This window comes from Prevotella illustrans, from assembly GCF_017426725.1.
In the GTDB taxonomy this organism is placed as follows: domain Bacteria; phylum Bacteroidota; class Bacteroidia; order Bacteroidales; family Bacteroidaceae; genus Prevotella; species Prevotella illustrans.
On the sequence record NZ_JAERMS010000015.1, the window covers coordinates 19,732 to 35,988 of the forward strand.

The 16,257-nt window shown below is 45.1% G+C and carries 8 protein-coding genes and 1 tRNA gene; 4 read left to right on the forward strand and 5 right to left on the reverse strand.

The genetic code is table 11. The annotated features are described in order from the left end of the window. Nucleotides 1–5: 5 nt before the first annotated feature. From JHU38_RS06345 to JHU38_RS06360, 4 genes are all read right to left on the reverse strand, one after another. On the reverse strand, nucleotides 6–2,231 hold the full coding sequence (locus JHU38_RS06345) for a cellulase family glycosylhydrolase (RefSeq protein WP_107581208.1): 2,226 nt from the start codon (nucleotides 2,229–2,231) through the stop codon (nucleotides 6–8). A 25-nt stretch (nucleotides 2,232–2,256) separates the two neighbouring features. After that, nucleotides 2,257–2,643, reverse strand: a complete 387-nt coding sequence (locus JHU38_RS06350; RefSeq protein ID WP_107582306.1) for a hypothetical protein — start codon at nucleotides 2,641–2,643, stop codon at nucleotides 2,257–2,259. 65 nt (nucleotides 2,644–2,708) lie between these two features. Further along, on the reverse strand, nucleotides 2,709–4,328 hold the full coding sequence (locus tag JHU38_RS06355) for a SusD/RagB family nutrient-binding outer membrane lipoprotein (protein WP_107582305.1): 1,620 nt from the start codon (nucleotides 4,326–4,328) through the stop codon (nucleotides 2,709–2,711). A gap of 15 nt (nucleotides 4,329–4,343) precedes the next feature. Beyond that, on the reverse strand, nucleotides 4,344–7,511 hold the full coding sequence (locus JHU38_RS06360; RefSeq protein ID WP_107581207.1) for a SusC/RagA family TonB-linked outer membrane protein: 3,168 nt from the start codon (nucleotides 7,509–7,511) through the stop codon (nucleotides 4,344–4,346). Nucleotides 7,512–8,167: 656 nt separating this feature from the next. On the opposite strand from JHU38_RS06360, the gene JHU38_RS06365 reads away from it, so the two are divergent. The 3 genes from JHU38_RS06365 (at nucleotide 8,168) to JHU38_RS06375 (ending at nucleotide 13,567) form a co-directional block, all read left to right on the forward strand. Next, the gene (locus tag JHU38_RS06365) at nucleotides 8,168–12,217 is read left to right on the forward strand and encodes a hybrid sensor histidine kinase/response regulator transcription factor (RefSeq protein WP_232369860.1); all 4,050 of its coding nucleotides are present in this window, start codon (nucleotides 8,168–8,170) and stop codon (nucleotides 12,215–12,217) included. Nucleotides 12,218–12,457: 240 nt separating this feature from the next. Next, a tRNA-Met gene (locus tag JHU38_RS06370) sits at nucleotides 12,458–12,531 on the forward strand. Nucleotides 12,532–13,003: 472 nt separating this feature from the next. Then, nucleotides 13,004–13,567 carry an Ig-like domain-containing protein gene (locus JHU38_RS06375; protein WP_107581206.1) on the forward strand — a complete coding sequence of 188 codons (564 nt, stop codon included), beginning with the start codon at nucleotides 13,004–13,006 and terminating at the stop codon, nucleotides 13,565–13,567. Between the two features lie 142 nt (nucleotides 13,568–13,709). Here the strand turns inward: JHU38_RS06375 and JHU38_RS06380 are convergent, their stop codons facing one another. Further along, nucleotides 13,710–14,942, reverse strand: coding sequence for an anaerobic sulfatase-maturation protein (locus JHU38_RS06380; RefSeq protein ID WP_107581205.1), 1,233 nt, complete (start codon nucleotides 14,940–14,942; stop codon nucleotides 13,710–13,712). A 674-nt stretch (nucleotides 14,943–15,616) separates the two neighbouring features. Between JHU38_RS06380 and JHU38_RS06385 the strand changes: the two genes are divergently transcribed. Then, entirely contained in the window at nucleotides 15,617–16,093 is a 477-nt protein-coding gene (locus JHU38_RS06385) for an outer membrane beta-barrel protein (protein ID WP_232369861.1), read from the forward strand. Nucleotides 16,094–16,257 lie beyond the last annotated feature (164 nt).

Genomic DNA, 16,257 nt, shown 5'->3' on the forward strand with positions numbered 1-16,257 from the left:
GTGATTTATTGAGCAACATATTTTTTACCGGCTTGTATGTAGATTTTTCCGGCAAGTTGTTTATTCGGTACTTTGATTCCCCGAAGCGTGTATATGTCATCTTTGTTTGTCAAATGGGTCGCAGCAGAGGCACAGCCTTTTCTGTCAATGTGTGAGGTAGGGCCTTCGGGTGTACCGATGATGTGCATTTCCCAGAGGCTTGCTCCCCAGGTCGAAGAGGCGCTTTTCAGTTGCTTTAACTTGATGTAGCGTGCTTTAATGGGACTGTCCGGGACATGCGGGTCAGAGAAATAACTGCCTGCGGCGATGTCCGTGGAGATATAAGTGCGGCGATAGTCGTCCAGTTTCTTGTTTTGCGTAATGATTGGTGTCGTATTCCATTGCGGCGTACCATCGCTCCCCGCATCTATTGCGGTATATATCTCATACTTCCTTGCGTAATTTTCCCATAACGGGCAAATCATACTGATTGTATATACACGTCCTAAATCTATCCACCAATCGGTTTCTCCTACATTGTTTCCTGCTCCCCAACGCGTGTCGTAAGCTCCGTCTATGGCTTTCTCTGCCCCATAACTCCCGCTGTTATTATCCGTGGCATAAGCCTTGACCATAGGGTTGTTTTTACGAGAAGCGATGTTCAGACGTTCCCAATCTATTTGCGTATTTAGGGTATACGCGTCATTGATTTTTGATACACCGGGAGTTACAAAGCCGAAACCGCCCTGAAAATTCCATAGGCAATGGCCAATATCGTATTCCCTGCATATTTGCGATACGTCTTCTATCCATTTCAGTCTGCTCTGCTGTGGTGTTTTGTTATAGCATCCATATTCTCCACACCATACTTGAAGCCCCAAAGCCTTAGCTTTGTCTATGGCTTGTTTCATCAAGGTCTTTAACGTGGCTTTATCAAACGTGCGGCCTTCGCTGCTTACCGCAGCCTGATCCGCGGGACTTAACGTGTTGAAATCATCGTCACTGACCATTTGTCCCGGATATTTGACAGGGACTGTGATATTCGCAAACAAGCTGTGCCATGAAGCCTGATAGTGTGTGAGCAGGTGCGGGTTGTAGAAATGGAATGTAAGAATGATGTTACGATCACCCGAAGGAACTTCTAAATAAGGGAATTGACTGACGTTGTTCCAAAGATTACTTCCGATGACGACTTTCCGATTAGGCTCTTGTTTGTGGATTTCGGCCAGTGTTTGGGCGGCCAAGTTGTTCCAAACGGCCGCGGTTGGGGCCGTTGGTTCATTGAGAAGCTCATAAGCAAGCAGGTCGTTCGGATATTTCTTTAGCTCATTTTGTATTTGTTTCCATATCGTGATAAAATGTTTCCGGGCTTCAGCGTTGTTCCATAAATTATGTTTGACAACCGTTTTATAGCCGCTATGACTGGTACTGAAAGCCACATCGTCAATCCATAGTTCGGACATATCATTGCCCGGGCGTATCGTTATGCGTGTGATTTTCTTTCCTTCCAGCTTATGATAGGGCGAAACGTCGGCCTCTATCCATTGATTTTTTGTTTTTACGTCATACCCCAGATAAGCTTTGCTTCCGTCTTCAGCCTCAAATTTGAAAACAATTTTCCCCGTCTTGTTCTTACGTACTTTAAAGCGGAGGTATTTAAACATGTCCGAACCGATATTGATATATACATCTTTCCGTTCGGCTCCTTTCCAGTCGCTATTCTCTGTCTGGCTGATATGGAGAACCTTTTGGCTTGTGTTGCAGCCTGTAGCTTCGGGATTGTTAACGACTTCTACCTTGATTCCGCTACTGCTATTTACCCGCCATTTGCCCATAAGGCCGTCTTCGAAATTGTCGACAAAGCTTTCTGTCTCTCCGTTATCCCCATGTTCCTTTATAATATGCAGGTCTACAATGGCTTTCATATCATATTTTTCAATCCATTTGATAGCTGTATGAAGCCGGGCAAAGTTGTCTGTGTTCTTACTGCCATCCGTATTGAACAGTTGACTTTCATCAACGGGAAACCGTACATGGTCAAATTTCAATGCGGCCAACATCTTTACGTCCTTCTCTTTGAAAGAGATGTTCGCCTTCTGTGACAACCAGTCACCGATATTCACGCCTTGTCTGAGCTTAAAGTCGTCAACATTTTGGGTCATGCCTTTTAAGGAATAACCGAACATCAACCCTATACATAATGCTCCCAGTACGTATTTAAATCGGCGATATGGCAAATATACCTTATTCATATCATTAAATTTTAAGTGAGAAAGGTTAGGAGGTTGGTTCCACAACATGAATAACAGCCTCGCGTGAAGTTTCGTATTTGGGTGTTTTTACAACCAGTTTTACCTGAAATTTGCCCTCGGTCGTGGGCACATAAGTATATCCTATGCCTCGATGCACTTCTACACCATCGATATACCAGATTCCTTCACAATATTGCGAAGGGGTATACTGGACTTTGATTACCAGTGGTTTATCAAGTGGAGTGCTAAATTCGCCAAGGCTGCCATCGGCTTTCTTTTCCGGCCATTGGCCAAATATACGTGGGTATTCATTCTCTGTAAGAACAGGAGAATTAATCTCGTCGCTGCTGCAACTGGTGAATATATTGCCTAATATAATCAGGCTTAATAATATGAAAAAAAGATGTTTCATAATGTTTTTACGATGATTCATGATTGACGATACGTTTATATAATGTATTTTGTTGGATTATATGCCTATTGGTTCCACCATACGGCTTTATTCCAATCGTCCGTTCCGCCAAGTCTCTGTATGACTTCGTCATAATTAGCCTTGTTGTATGAACTTTCAAAGATTGGATAGCAAAGGCGTAAAGGCGTTGTTTGCGAGTCAATGCACTTGGCTCCGTATTCAGGAGATGGCTTTAGAACAGGATAACCGCTCCTGCGCCAGTTCGCGTATCCTTCCCATGGATTGTTGAAATGCAAGATCCATAGCTGTGTGTTGATTTTTTCCAGTTGGTCTTCTTGTTCATCCGATATGTTGTTCGCTGCGATATACTTATCTATTTCTTTATCTTTAAACGCGTCGGCTCCATAGTTTTCTAAGAAATGAAAAGCAGCTTTCACACCTTTATTATAAAGCTTTTCTACCGTTTCTCTACTCATTTCGCTTCCCCAACGTGCAACCGCTTCCGCCTCCAATAGCTTTGTTTCGGCATAGGACATAATGACACCGGGCGATGTGAGCTTCAAGAAGATATTGTTGACCTGCGGCCGACACTCTTTCATTAGATATTTATTGACCTGCTTACTCCAATATCCGCTTGGCCATTTCTCGTAAAAGAAATATCCGGGGTCGACAGGTTGGAATTTTGCTTTGGGTGTTTTAATCATCTCTTCGGTAATATCATGCCGGCCAAAAGGCGCGTTAGGAGAACTTTCATCATAGTTGCGGCAATAGACAAATTGACGTGGGTCTTTGGTATCTTTCAAATGATTGAAGAACGTTGAGCAAATATACATGGTAGGATATTCACCCCGTCCTCTCATCAACTGTGAAAGACCATTGCGGCGATACTCTTCATTTGTCCAGTCAAAGCTTTCATAAACATATTTGACGAGCGCTTCTTCTTGCGCGGATGTTATGATGCCACCGTTGTTTTGCAGTGCCTTTTTTGCTTCTTGTTTAGCTAACTCGGGCTCAACCTTCACCATTCTCATGGCATAGCGCAAGTGCAGTGCGTTGGCCAGTTTCTTCCATTTGCTGACATCACCGTTATAAATAAGGTCTCCCGTCACTTTCACCGGATGGTTGGCGTCTAAGGAATCACAGGCAATCTGCAACTCATTCATAAAGTCTTTATAGATGTCTTCTTGCCGGTCGAATTTGGGCTGCACATTACCGTCGATATAGCCACGTCCGGCTTCAAAATAAGGCACGTCACCGTAAAGATCCGTGATGATACCGAAGACGTAAACCTTGAATACGCGTGCCATATAATGTAAGTTATGATGGCTCTTGTCGCGTGTACGATCTATGATATCGACCAGATTTTTCACCGTCATGGGATACATGTGTTCATATACATAACCCATATACTGGCTGTCTTTAAGATAATGACCGCCATAGTTGGTCACGCCCCAATCGCCCATCAGATATTGACAGAAGGGCATTGCGTATTTCAGCGCTGTTTCCTGCCAGATCCAAAATCCCCATATCTGGGCTTCGCATTGTGAAAGCTGGTAGTTGGGGTCTACGTTTGACGACTTCGCGGGGTTGTCATTCAGCGACTCAAAGGCACTATCGTTGCATGAACAGAGCGTTATGGTCAGCATGCAAAGAACATAAACGGAAAGTTTGTATATTGGTTTCATAATCATGTCGGTGTATTAAAATTTGAGGTTTACGTTCAAACCGAAACTTCTTCTCGATGGAAGCGACCCGAATTCGAGTCCCATACCCGTTCCGTTATTATAATTAGAGTCGGGGTCTATATTAGGAACATTCTTGTAAAGGTTGAAAAGATTGCGTGCGACGAGCGACACTGAGAGCGCGTTGATTACCTTTCCCAGCATTTGTTTTGGGAAAGCATACGACAGAGTCAGCTCTCGTAGCTTTACATAAGAGTTGTCGTAAATAAACGGGCGCGCCGTTTGCGTTGTCACGTATGACCAATATTCCTGCGGATTGATGTAGATATCGTTCGGTTTATAAGTTCCGTCTTCTTGCTCAATCACGCCCTTTGCTACATATCCTCCGGTCGGTTTCCAGTCTTTAGCGGCCACACCGGCCGACAAACGCTTCTCTTCCGACTCATACCAGCCATCTCGTCCTTCGAGCGTTCCTTTGTGTTTACCGGTGCTATAAGCCGAGCGGGCCGACATCGAATAAAGGTCTGCGCCCACCTTAACATCAAAGATGGCGCCCATCGAGATGTTCTTATATCTGAGGTTGGTGGTCAATCCGCCGGTCCAATCCCAAGTCGCGTTGCCTAAAACCTTCAGATCGTCGGTCATCTTGGGCAGTCCCGTCGTGCCATCGATGAGTATATCTCCGTTGCTATTGCGCAAGAAGTCCTTTCCCATGATACAACCGTAGTTCTCGCCAACCTTCGCCACGACTTTCACACCAAGCCATCGGGCAGAAGCTAATTCAAATTCGTCTACACCATTGGCCAGTTCTTTCACCTTATTAGAGTTCTTGGCAAAGTTCAAATTCAAATCCCAACTGAAGTCCTTTAGCTCTATCGGGCGTGTGTTTAATACGATTTCGATGCCTCGGTTCTCTATATCACCGGCATTAATCAACTGGTATCTGTAGCCCGAACCATAGGACGTGTTCATCCGGAGGATTTGATCTTTACTGTGCTGATTATAATAAGTAAAGTCAATACCTATTCTGTTGTTCAGAAACTTCAGCTCAAATCCCAACTCCATGGAGTTAGTCATCGTTGGTTTAAGATTCTTATTAGGAATCACGTCGCCCGAAATCGAAGCCATCGGATAAGAGTCAAAGCTATTGGAAGCCATCTCGTAAGTCGGCTTTAGCATGTAAGGGCTGGTGTCGTTGCCCACTTTTGCCCACGAGGCACGTAGCTTGCCATAAGGCAATATGGCCTTGTTGACGTGCATAAGTTCTGAAAACAAAAGGCTTCCAGATACAGAAGGATACCAATATAGATTATTTTTGACGGGGAGAGTGGACGAATAGTCGCCACGCAGGGTCATATCTATGAAGGCGAAATTATCATAGGCCAGATTGACGCTACCATAGACAGAGTTGATCTGTTTGCGATAAATCTCCTCCTTGATAGTCTTCTCCGTAAAGCTCTGGAGTGTTTTCGCGTCGCGCATAATCATGTTTTGCGCGGTCACGATTTGCGTCTTGTTGTCTACCTTATATATATTCCCGCCGAGCGTGGCGCCATAGTCCCATTTCTTATATTTATCTTTATAGATGGCTAAAAGCTCTGCCGTGTACATTCTGTTTTTATAATCTTTCGTCACGAGCATTCCACGTTCGCGTCCGGGCGATGTGGGATAAGCAAAATCCTCAAAGGTGAAATAGTTCATATCCGTACCACCGGTAGCCTGTAATGTCAACTGTTTGAAAGGCCGATAGCGGACAACGGCCGAACCTTTGTAGTTGTCTTTCTTCGATTCGTTCGACATCTTATGAAGCACCCAATACGGATTGATATTGTAAACATCGCCATTGTTCCAGTTATAATATTCTCCATTGATGTCTTCATAGTTGTCGCGGAGCCATTCCTGATCGAACGTTGTTGAGAGCGTCATCAGGTTTTTGGCGATATTGGCACGATGATCGGCTACGGCCGGTCGGTTTTTAACATCCTCACGCGTGTAAGTTATCTTGAAATCCATGTCAATGGCTTTCGTAATCGTTGTGTTGGCACGCAGGTTCAACGTGTTGCGCGACATGTGAGTCTTCGGTATCAGGTCTTTATCTCGCATGTCGGTATAGGTTACACGGATACCGGTCTTGCCCGCTTTCTTATTAAAAATAAGTGAGTTTGACGTGTTAACGCCTGTTCGGAAGAAGCCATCGATATTGTCTTTGACAACCACATACGGGCGCGCCTTTCCATCAAAGTATGACAAAAACAGCCCCGGATCGATTCTCGGGCCCCAGTTTCGGTTGGAGGAGAAGCGGTCGTCAGAGAGCGAAATGCGTCCTTCTGAGCCTTGTCCGAACTCATATTGCACGTCATTCCATTTCGTAAGTTGTGTTTCAAGCGTAGTGGTGCTGTTCAATTCTACCGAAAAATCTTTCCGCGCGTCGGCTTTCTTCGTTGTTATAAGAATCACGCCATGCGACGCCCGGCTACCATATAACGCCGACGCGGCAGGCCCTTTGAGTACGGATATGTTTTCAATGTCGTCGGGATTGATGCTCGATATTCCGTCGCCAAGGTCGAAACCGCCCCACTGATCGGAACTGTCGAAGTTGGTGTTGTCCATCGGCACGCCGTCGATAACGTAGAGAGGCTGGTTGTTGCCCGTCAGTTCGGTGCTGCCACGCAGGATTACTCGCGTAGAGCCCGATGGCCCGGTAGCGGTTTGACTGACCGTAAGACCGGCCACTTTTCCGGCCAATGAGTTGATGACATTAGGCTCTTTGGCCTTTTGAAGATCCTGTCCTTTGATTTCGCCCAGCGAATATCCCAAGGCTTTACGGTCGCGCTTGATACCCAAGGCCGTCACAACCACTTCGCCCAAACGCTTGGTATCTTCTTTCAGTACAATGGTCAGAGGCTTGTTGCGTCCATCGGTTTTCACCTCTTGAGTGACATATCCGATGTAGCTCACAACCAGTGTGGTGCCCAAAGGCGCATTAAGGCTGAATCTGCCCTCCATGTTTGATATCGTTCCATCGTTGGAACCTTTCATCATAATGCTGGCTCCGACAATGGGTTCGTTGCCCGCGTCTGTCACCCGACCTTTGATTTGCTGGAGCTGCGACTGTGCTTGCGCATCGTTCCCGAGTATCGGGAAGAAGGATAAAAGCATTAAAAAGAGAAAAAAATGTTTCTTCATGAGCGGCTATTATATTTAAAGTATGATTCTTGAAAGTAAGCGTTTCCGGTCATTAGGTTTAATTGCAAAGTTATGAAAAGTTAGGAGCAGGAATGTTAGAAATCTATCGGAAAGTCTTTAAAATCTATCGGAAAATGGCTTTGAAATAACTTGACAAGTGGCTCAAAATGCTTGCGTTATTCTGCAAAACAAATCTTTTGTTCGCAAATACGCGAATTTTAGGTGTGTTTATATCTTGCTGAAAATCAGTTACTTCTGCATTATTGGCAAATTCTTGTTCATGTTTTGTCGCTCATTGTATATGCTTTTGCGTGATAAAAGCAGCCCTTTGGCGATGCAAAAGCATAGCTTTGAGCTTGTAAAAGCACTGCTTTGACCGTCTAAAAGCATAGCTAACGCGAATTTTAAGCTAAATATTCATCGCTCAATCCTTATTTTTGTTCCCGGAAATTGTTAGATGCTCCAATTTTGGAAGGTCGTTTTTGGTGAATAGAATTTGACAAATCACTCTTTCTTGAGTGTGTGAAGACGACTGAGCGAAGCCCGACGGAGTGGATCATGCGCAAAGAAGGTGGACAGAACGTGATAAATCATACCCTTCGTTTTGCGCCTCTTCAAAAAAAACAGTATTTTTGCAATTACCAGTTGATAATACGATGAAAAGATTATTGATAGCAGTTTTTCTTCTGTGGACGTCGCTCTGTGGTGTCCGTTCTGCCATTCAAAGCGATATGTTTCGCTGCTATCAGATTTTCACCGACCATGGTCTGAGCAGCGACAGAGTGTTTTCGCTGTGTCGCGATGGCTGGGGGCGCATGTGGATTGCCACCAAATCAGGGGTGGACTGCTATGATGGCACGCGGCTACGCAACTACCGTTTGTTCGGCAGTGGGGTGGTAGAAGACGACATGGGACGCAAAATCAGGCTTTGCAAAGCGACTGATAGAGGCGTAATAGCCTATACCAATGCCGGGAAGATTTTCGTTTTCGATCCGTATGCCGACCGGTTTTGTTTGCGCATTGACCTGCGAAGAATACTGAAACGTTCTGTTTATCTCAATGGACTGACCATCGATGGCTCGCTGATTTATGCCTGCATGTCGGAAGGCGTTTATAAAATCGGGGCCGATTGGAAAGATGTCCGTCCTGTTCTTCGCGTCAAAGTCTCTGATGTAGCCGTCGATTCCGCTTATATTTATATGGCTACGGATAAGGGAGTGTGTCGCTTGCCGAAGACAGGACGGCAGGGCGGAAAGTGGATTTTCAGCGGAGTCAGCGTGCAAACTCTATTTCCCGACTGGCAGACCGGGCTGCTCTGGGCCGGCACGAAGCACCAAGGCGTATTGATTTATGACTGTCGGCATGAACAAAATGTTTCCGTTTCCCGACTTGCTCCCTTACCGGATAAGACCTTTCGGAGCATTTCGGTTTATGACAAAACAACCTTGTTGCTTGGCGTCGATGGCGAAGGCGTCTATGCCGCACGGCGCGATGGTTCGGCCGCATGGAAACTGTTCTGTACAAACGGTACTGCCGAGACGCGGTTGAAATCTAATGATATTTACGATGTGATGAGCGATGGCAGCGGCAATATCTGGATAGGGAAATACACCGAGGGCATAACCATCTGCAATCTGTTACGATCGCGCTATCGGATAGAGCGACACGAATCGGGAAATCAGCAAAGCATCGTGAACGACCATGTCAATGCCACGCTCGAAGACCGTCACGGGAATCTTTGGTACGCTACCGACGACGGACTCAGTATCAGGTCGGCGGCAGGCCGCTGGAAGCATCTTTATCAGGGAAAAGTGTTTCTGACGCTCTGTCGCGGAGCGCAAGATGACGTGTGGGCCGGCAGCTATGGTTTCGGCGCATGGCGGCTGGATAGTAGCGGACGCTTGCTGCAGCGGTTCACAACCTCGAACTCTCCGCTTACCACCAATCAGATATACTATATTTATAAGGATCGTTGTGCCAACCTCTGGATGGGCGGAATCAAAGGCTCGCTCATCCGATTGTCGCCTGAAAGCGTGTTTAGCAGTTATCCGGTCGACTTAATTCGCCATATAACGGCTATCGACGCGAATACCCTTGCCTTTGCTACGGCCAACGGGTTTTACACGATAGGCATGCAAGGCGATGAGCTTCGGAAGCATTTCGACTATCCTAAACGATACGGCGTGCGAACCAATAGCTACATCAACTTTATTTGTCCGATGGACAAAACGAGGCTGTGGCTGGCCACGGATGGCGGCGGTCTTGTGCTGTATAATATCCTGATGAAGCAGGCTAAGGTCTATACGACGCGTGACGGACTGCCCTCTAACTATGTCTACAGTGTAGCGATTGACAAGAAAAACAGGGTTTGGGTGAGCACCGATCACGGACTTGCTTATATGGAACACGGCACAGATACAAACGCAAAGTTCGCCTCTTTGAGTACGCTCAATGAGCAAGTGTCAAACTATAATTCTGCCGCGTTTTCACGATTGGGCGACGGTCGCTTTGTTTATGGTAGTAACAACGGCGCCATTGCGTTTGATCCGATGGCGTTCGGCAATTACCATTATCGGGCGCCCTTGCGAGTATATGCTTTCAGGGTGACGCATCCGTCAGGGAAGAATGACAGTCAGCGTGATACGGAAGTAAATAAAATGCTGCTTCAGGACAGGCATATCAGGCTGGCGCATGATGAAAATATCTTTACCATTTCTTTTTCTTCAATCTCGTTTCAATATCAAAACGATATTCTGTATACGTATCGTATGGAGAACTTCGACCGCAACTGGTCTGCTCCCTCCGGAACTACCGAGGCACGCTACACCAACCTTCCGCCGGGCGATTATGTGTTCCATGTGCGTAGCACGAGCAGAAATACCGGTAAAAAGATAGGCGAGGCTCGGTTGGCTATCCATATTTCGCAGCCTTGGTGGAACACGTTGTGGGCTTGGATGGCCTATTTGTTGCTGGCGTCGCTGGCGCTTTACAGCATTTGGCGTAATTATACAGGCAAGCTTGAAAGGGCGGATTTCAAGAAGAAAATGCAGTTTTTCGTGAATACCGCCCATGATATACGGACGCCGGTAACGCTGATTATCAATCCGTTAAGAGATTTGGACAGCCGTAATGGTTTGTCGCGTGAAGACCGCCGGTTGCTTTCCTTAGCCTTGAACAGCGCACGAAACCTCTATCATTTTACGACCGAACTGTTGGATTTTCAAAAGATGGGCGTTCATGCGCAGAGCGGTAAGAAGATGAAAGTGGCAAACTATGATTTAAAAGCCTATATGGCAGAAGTCGTGGGGAATTGTTCTTCGCTGTTTAAAGAAAAGGAAATCCTTTCCCGTTTGATAGTTCCGAAGGAAGAAGTCATGGTCTGGATGAACCGTGAAAAGATAGATCACGTATTGTATAATGTGATATCGAATGCCGTAAAATACAACCGCCATGGTGGGAAAGTTATCATGAAGCTGTGGCAGAATAAGCGTAATGTCATCGTTGCGGTTCGTGATACCGGCATCGGTATTCCGCGGCAATCACAGAAAAAGCTCTTCACGTTGTTTTATCGTGCGGCGAATGTTGTCGATAGTAACCAGAGTGGCAATGGGTTAGGGCTGGCTTTTGCGCGTGAGATTATGAGGATGCACAAAGGAGACATCACTTTCAACAGCGTGGAAGGTAAGGGAACCACCTTCTTTATTGTCTTTCCAAAACGGAACTTCCATAGGAAATGGTCTCAGTTGTTGCCGAAATTGAATGCCGACGCGGTTGCAGAGTTGAGGCCGGAAGACACATATAATGCCACGGAACCTTTGCCTCAGATATATAATAAGGTGGAACTTGAGCATGAAAGTGTAACGCCGAGCGCCTCGCCTCTGAAGCGCCTGATGATTATAGAAGACAATGACGAACTGCGTTTCTATCTGCATCATGTCTTTGAGGCTGACTATCAGGTAGTCGATATGCCCGACGGAGAACGTGCGCTCGACTATTTGCAACAGAATATGGTAGATTTTATCATCAGTGATGTGATGATGCCGGGAATACAAGGGGATGTCTTATGCCGTAGAATCAAAAGCGCGGTTGAGACATCGCATATCCCCGTTATTCTGCTTACGGGCAAAGTGGGGCGTGAGGATGCGATAAAAGGCCTTGATAGTGGGGCTGACGATTATATTCCAAAGCCGTTTGACTCGGAAATGCTCAAAGCGAAGGTGCGCAATATGATAACCAGTCAGAATCGGTTGCGTGAGAATATTGTGCGGCAATACAGCCTTAGGCACGATGCGGATGACAATATTCGGGAAGCGACAGATGAGGAAAGCCGTCTGTTATTCAATGCTGTTGATCAGCAGTTTCTTGACCATTGCATCTTATATGTTAAAGAAAATATGAACAAACCGGACTTTAATATCAATGCTCTGTGTAGGGAAATAGCGATGAGTCGTACCGTCTTATATGAGAAATTGAAAGCTCTGACAGGACAATCGCCCGGAGAATTCATCATGATTATACGCATGCGGAGGGCTGCCGAACTATTGCAGAATGGTGAACAAGTGCAGGATGTGGCCGTAAAAATAGGAATGGCTGACGCAAGTTACTTCAGTACGGTTTTCAAAAAGCATTATGGAATTTCGCCGAGTAGATTTAAAAAGAAGCCGTCATCAAATACTCCGGATGGTGTAAAACAGCCCCTTTTATGACTTTGATTTTACGTTTCTCTTATCCTTCTATATGGAAATCTATATCCCGCTATATAGAAGTCTATATCCTTCTATATGGAAATCTATATCCCGCTATATGGAAGTTTATATCTCAATAATCCTTTTTCACGCGATTATTTTGAATGTAATTGAATAAAAAACTTCTATTTTCTTTGTACGTTTCATTTAAAAGTATTACCTTTGCGCTCGCAAATGCAAAATAGCATTGCTGAAAATGATGGCGGGATAGCTCAGCTGGTTAGAGCGTCGGATTCATAATCCGGAGGTCGTGGGTTCGGGTCCCACCCCCGCTACAAATAATGACTGTTAATCGATTGATTATCGGTCATTTTTATTTTTGTAAGGGACAATTAAGGGACAACTTACAACACACACGCCATTTTGGAGGCTTAAAAGCCTCATCTATCCATATCATTTACATATTTTGGACGTTGCACATTCTCTACCGAGCCGCAAATCCTGCGAATTTTTGCCAGAGGTCCTTCGGAGATCTAACACGAAGTCCCGGTTACGGTTGCCATTGGTAGGAATGAACTTTGCGAGCGTGGTTCGCCACGGTCGCAATATTGCTTGTTGGACAAAACGATTGCAGGGCAGCCTATGCTCCCTATAACCATTCATTTTGGCATGAAATTAACTAAAATGGCGCTATTTTGACATATTTTTATTGTTTTTGCAGGCAAGGTTTTTCTCGAATCGGTATTTAATATACGAATCGCGATTAACTCATTTATTTATAAGTAACGTATTATAAACTCAAAAACAATGAAAAAGAAAACTGTTTTTAATTTAATAGTATTAATGGTTTGCAGCCTGAGTACCGTCATGTTCACGTCTTGCAGTAAGGATGATGACATCAAGAAAAAGACTTTGAAATTCAATGTAGCGAAAGTAGAAGTCACTCCTATGGGCACGGCAGAAGTAACGATTGGCAATGGAACTCAGCCTTTTACAGTGAAGTCGAGTGACGAAAAATTGGCAACGGTTACGGTCGCGAAGAATATTCTCACGGTGACAGGTGTCAAAGAGGGTAAAGGAACGATTATGGTTACCGACAAGGATAAAGTTATGGGAACGCTTCCGTTCATGGTCGTTGCCCCCTTGTCTTTCGACAAACAAAATGTTGAAGTAACTGTAGGACAAGAAGTAATGGTAACTGTTAAGTCTGGCGCTAAGCCATATACCGCCATGGTGAAGGACGCAGGCACCGCCACAGCCAGTGTAAAAGAGGACAAAGTAACCATCAAGGGTGCCAAGAAAGGAACTACAACGGTTACTGTTCGCGATAAAAATAAAAAGCAGGGTGTTATCTCTGTAACGGTAAAATAACAGAGGCATCCATCGCTTGCATGCGTGTTTCACAATAAAGAATCCGGTTCTTTCGTGTAATCAATACGAAGAACCGGATTCTCCGTTATATGACTACAAGCAAATACGAGTCTGATATTTATCATGACACGAAGATGAAAGCCTACTTTGTGAAGCGTGAATCGGAGAAGATGTGATTCATCACATTAGCGGGCGCGCGATGATGGTCGAGTTCGTTCTTCATAAACTCCATGTAAGGGGCCACATGCTCAAAGAATTTATAGTAACCCGAGCATAGATAGTTGAGCCCCGGGTTGCCGTATTGATCCTTGACGAACCGGTTTTTCGGGCATTCACCATGACAGGCAAATTGGAATTTGCATTCCTTGCACTGCTGTGGAAGCATGAGGTGTTTCATCTTTGAAAACTCCTTTTGCTTGGGCGAGTTCATCATTTCGTAGATGGTTTGGTTGTGAAGGTTACCCAGTTTATGCTCGGGATAGACGAAGTGGTCGCACGAATAGACATCGCCGTTGAATTCCATCACGCCGGCATGACCGCACTCACGGGCCATCGTGCAGATTCCCGGAGCCTGTCCCACCCAGTTGGCCAGTGTGGCGTCGAAGAGTTGCACGTAATAATCGCCCACATCGTGGTGTACCCACTCATCGAAGATGGCACATAGGAAGTCGCCCCACTGCTCGGCCGTGATGGAGAAATCGGCCATCCGGCCACCTTCCTGCATGCCGGGAGCCAATTTAAGTCCGTCAGTGCGGTCGACAATACGCTCCACAATAGGCGTAAACTGAATGTAATGACAGCCTATTTCCTTGAAGAAATGGTAGAAATCGAGCGGATAGTTGGCATTGAAATCGTTGACGACGGCCAGCGCGTTCCATTCAACCCCGTGCTTATTGAGCAAATTGATACCTTTCATCACTTGGCGGAACGTGGGTTTGCCCGTTGCCGTCTTGCGATATTCGTCGTGAAATTCCTGTGGCCCATCAATCGAAACGCCCACGAGGAAGTTGTTTTCCTTGAAAAATTCGCACCATTCGTCGGTTATCAGCGTGCCGTTGGTCTGTATACAATTATCGACCTGACGTCCACGGCCGTAGACACGCTGCAGTTCGAGCGCCCGTTTATAGAAAGAAATGGGACGCATCAGCGTCTCGCCACCGTGCCAGGTAAACAGCACCTGCGGCATGGTCTGGGCCTCAATATATTCCTTAATGAACTTTTCGAGCAGTTCGTCGGTGATCACATGGTTGCGCGAGTCTTTATAGAGTTCGTTCTTTTCCAAGTAGTAGCAGTACTTGCAGCGGAGATTACAAAGTGAACCTGCCGGCTTGAGCATGATGTACATGGGGCGGCTGAAAGGCGCGATGGTGGTCATATCAATGTGAAATTATAACGATCAATGTTAGTTTTCCTGCAAAATTACACATTCTGCAGGTAAATCAGAAGGTTACGGGGGCATATTTCTTCTATTCGGCATGTCCGCGTCGGGCGGTGAAAAAATCCGGTTTGAATTTGTTTGTGTTGTCATTTTTATTGACAAATATTCGTTCAGGAGTGCGTTTTTCCGAACCAAAACATTTTTCTTTGGAAATATCGCAAGGATTTTGATAGTTGGTTAATTCGCTGACAATTAGCGGTTTACGGCAAAATTAGAGGTATTGGGGCGTTTGTCAAATTCCAATAGCTATGCTTTTAGGAGCCAAAAGGATAGCTTTCGGGTTTCAAGAGCACTGCTTTTGCGAGGTAATCAACCTGCTTTGGTATCAAATTTTGCCTGTTTTTGGTTCATTTTCCTCGCATATTGTCTTTTTCATCTCTGATTTTGGATGATGCAATAGTATTTTGAAGGTCTTTCCATTTCTATATGGTGGTGTTTTCTGTGTAGGAAAAATGTGATTAATTATTGACAAAAACATTTGCCATCTCACAAAAAAAGTTCTTTGATATCTTTATGTCCATGTCACTTTGGTCGCTTTCGCGTACAATAATTCGGTTATGCTTTCGTTTATATGTCAGGATTTACGATTAATTTATCTTATATTTTAGAACATGATGAAAAAGTTTTTTTTAGTACTTGGCATGACTCTGATTAGCTTTGGAGTCTTTGCGCAGAAAGGCAACATTGAGTTGGGATTGAAGTTGAACTACGGAACGGATGATCCGAATTTCGGCGTCGGTCTGGTTGGTCGCTATCAGTTAGACCGTCATTTCCGTCCGGAATTGACCTTGAATTACTACCCAGAAGAAAATAAAGTGTCGGCTTGGGACGTCAATGCCAATTTGCATTACATCTTTGATATTACCAATCGGTTTAAGCTTTATCCTTTAGGAGGCTTGGGAATCATGGGCTACGATGCTCAGTGGTATGGTGCCGACTTCGATAAGACCCATATCGGGGCGAATTTAGGTGGCGGGCTGCAGTTCAATATCACCCGCGAACTGCATCTGAATGCCGAGACCTATTATCAGATAGTGTCTGATTATGACCGTGCGGTGATGAATGTCAGCTTGGTTTACGTTTTCTAAACGTTCCATCTTTTTATTTACGGCTTACAGCATTGGGTTAGAGACTTCTGCTCAATGCGATGATTCACTGTAGAATATGTTGCTTTGACTCGTTTGAAGCAACATATTTTATGATTATTTTCTATCTGCTTTTTTGGTAATTCCGTTTCTTTTTATTAATATTG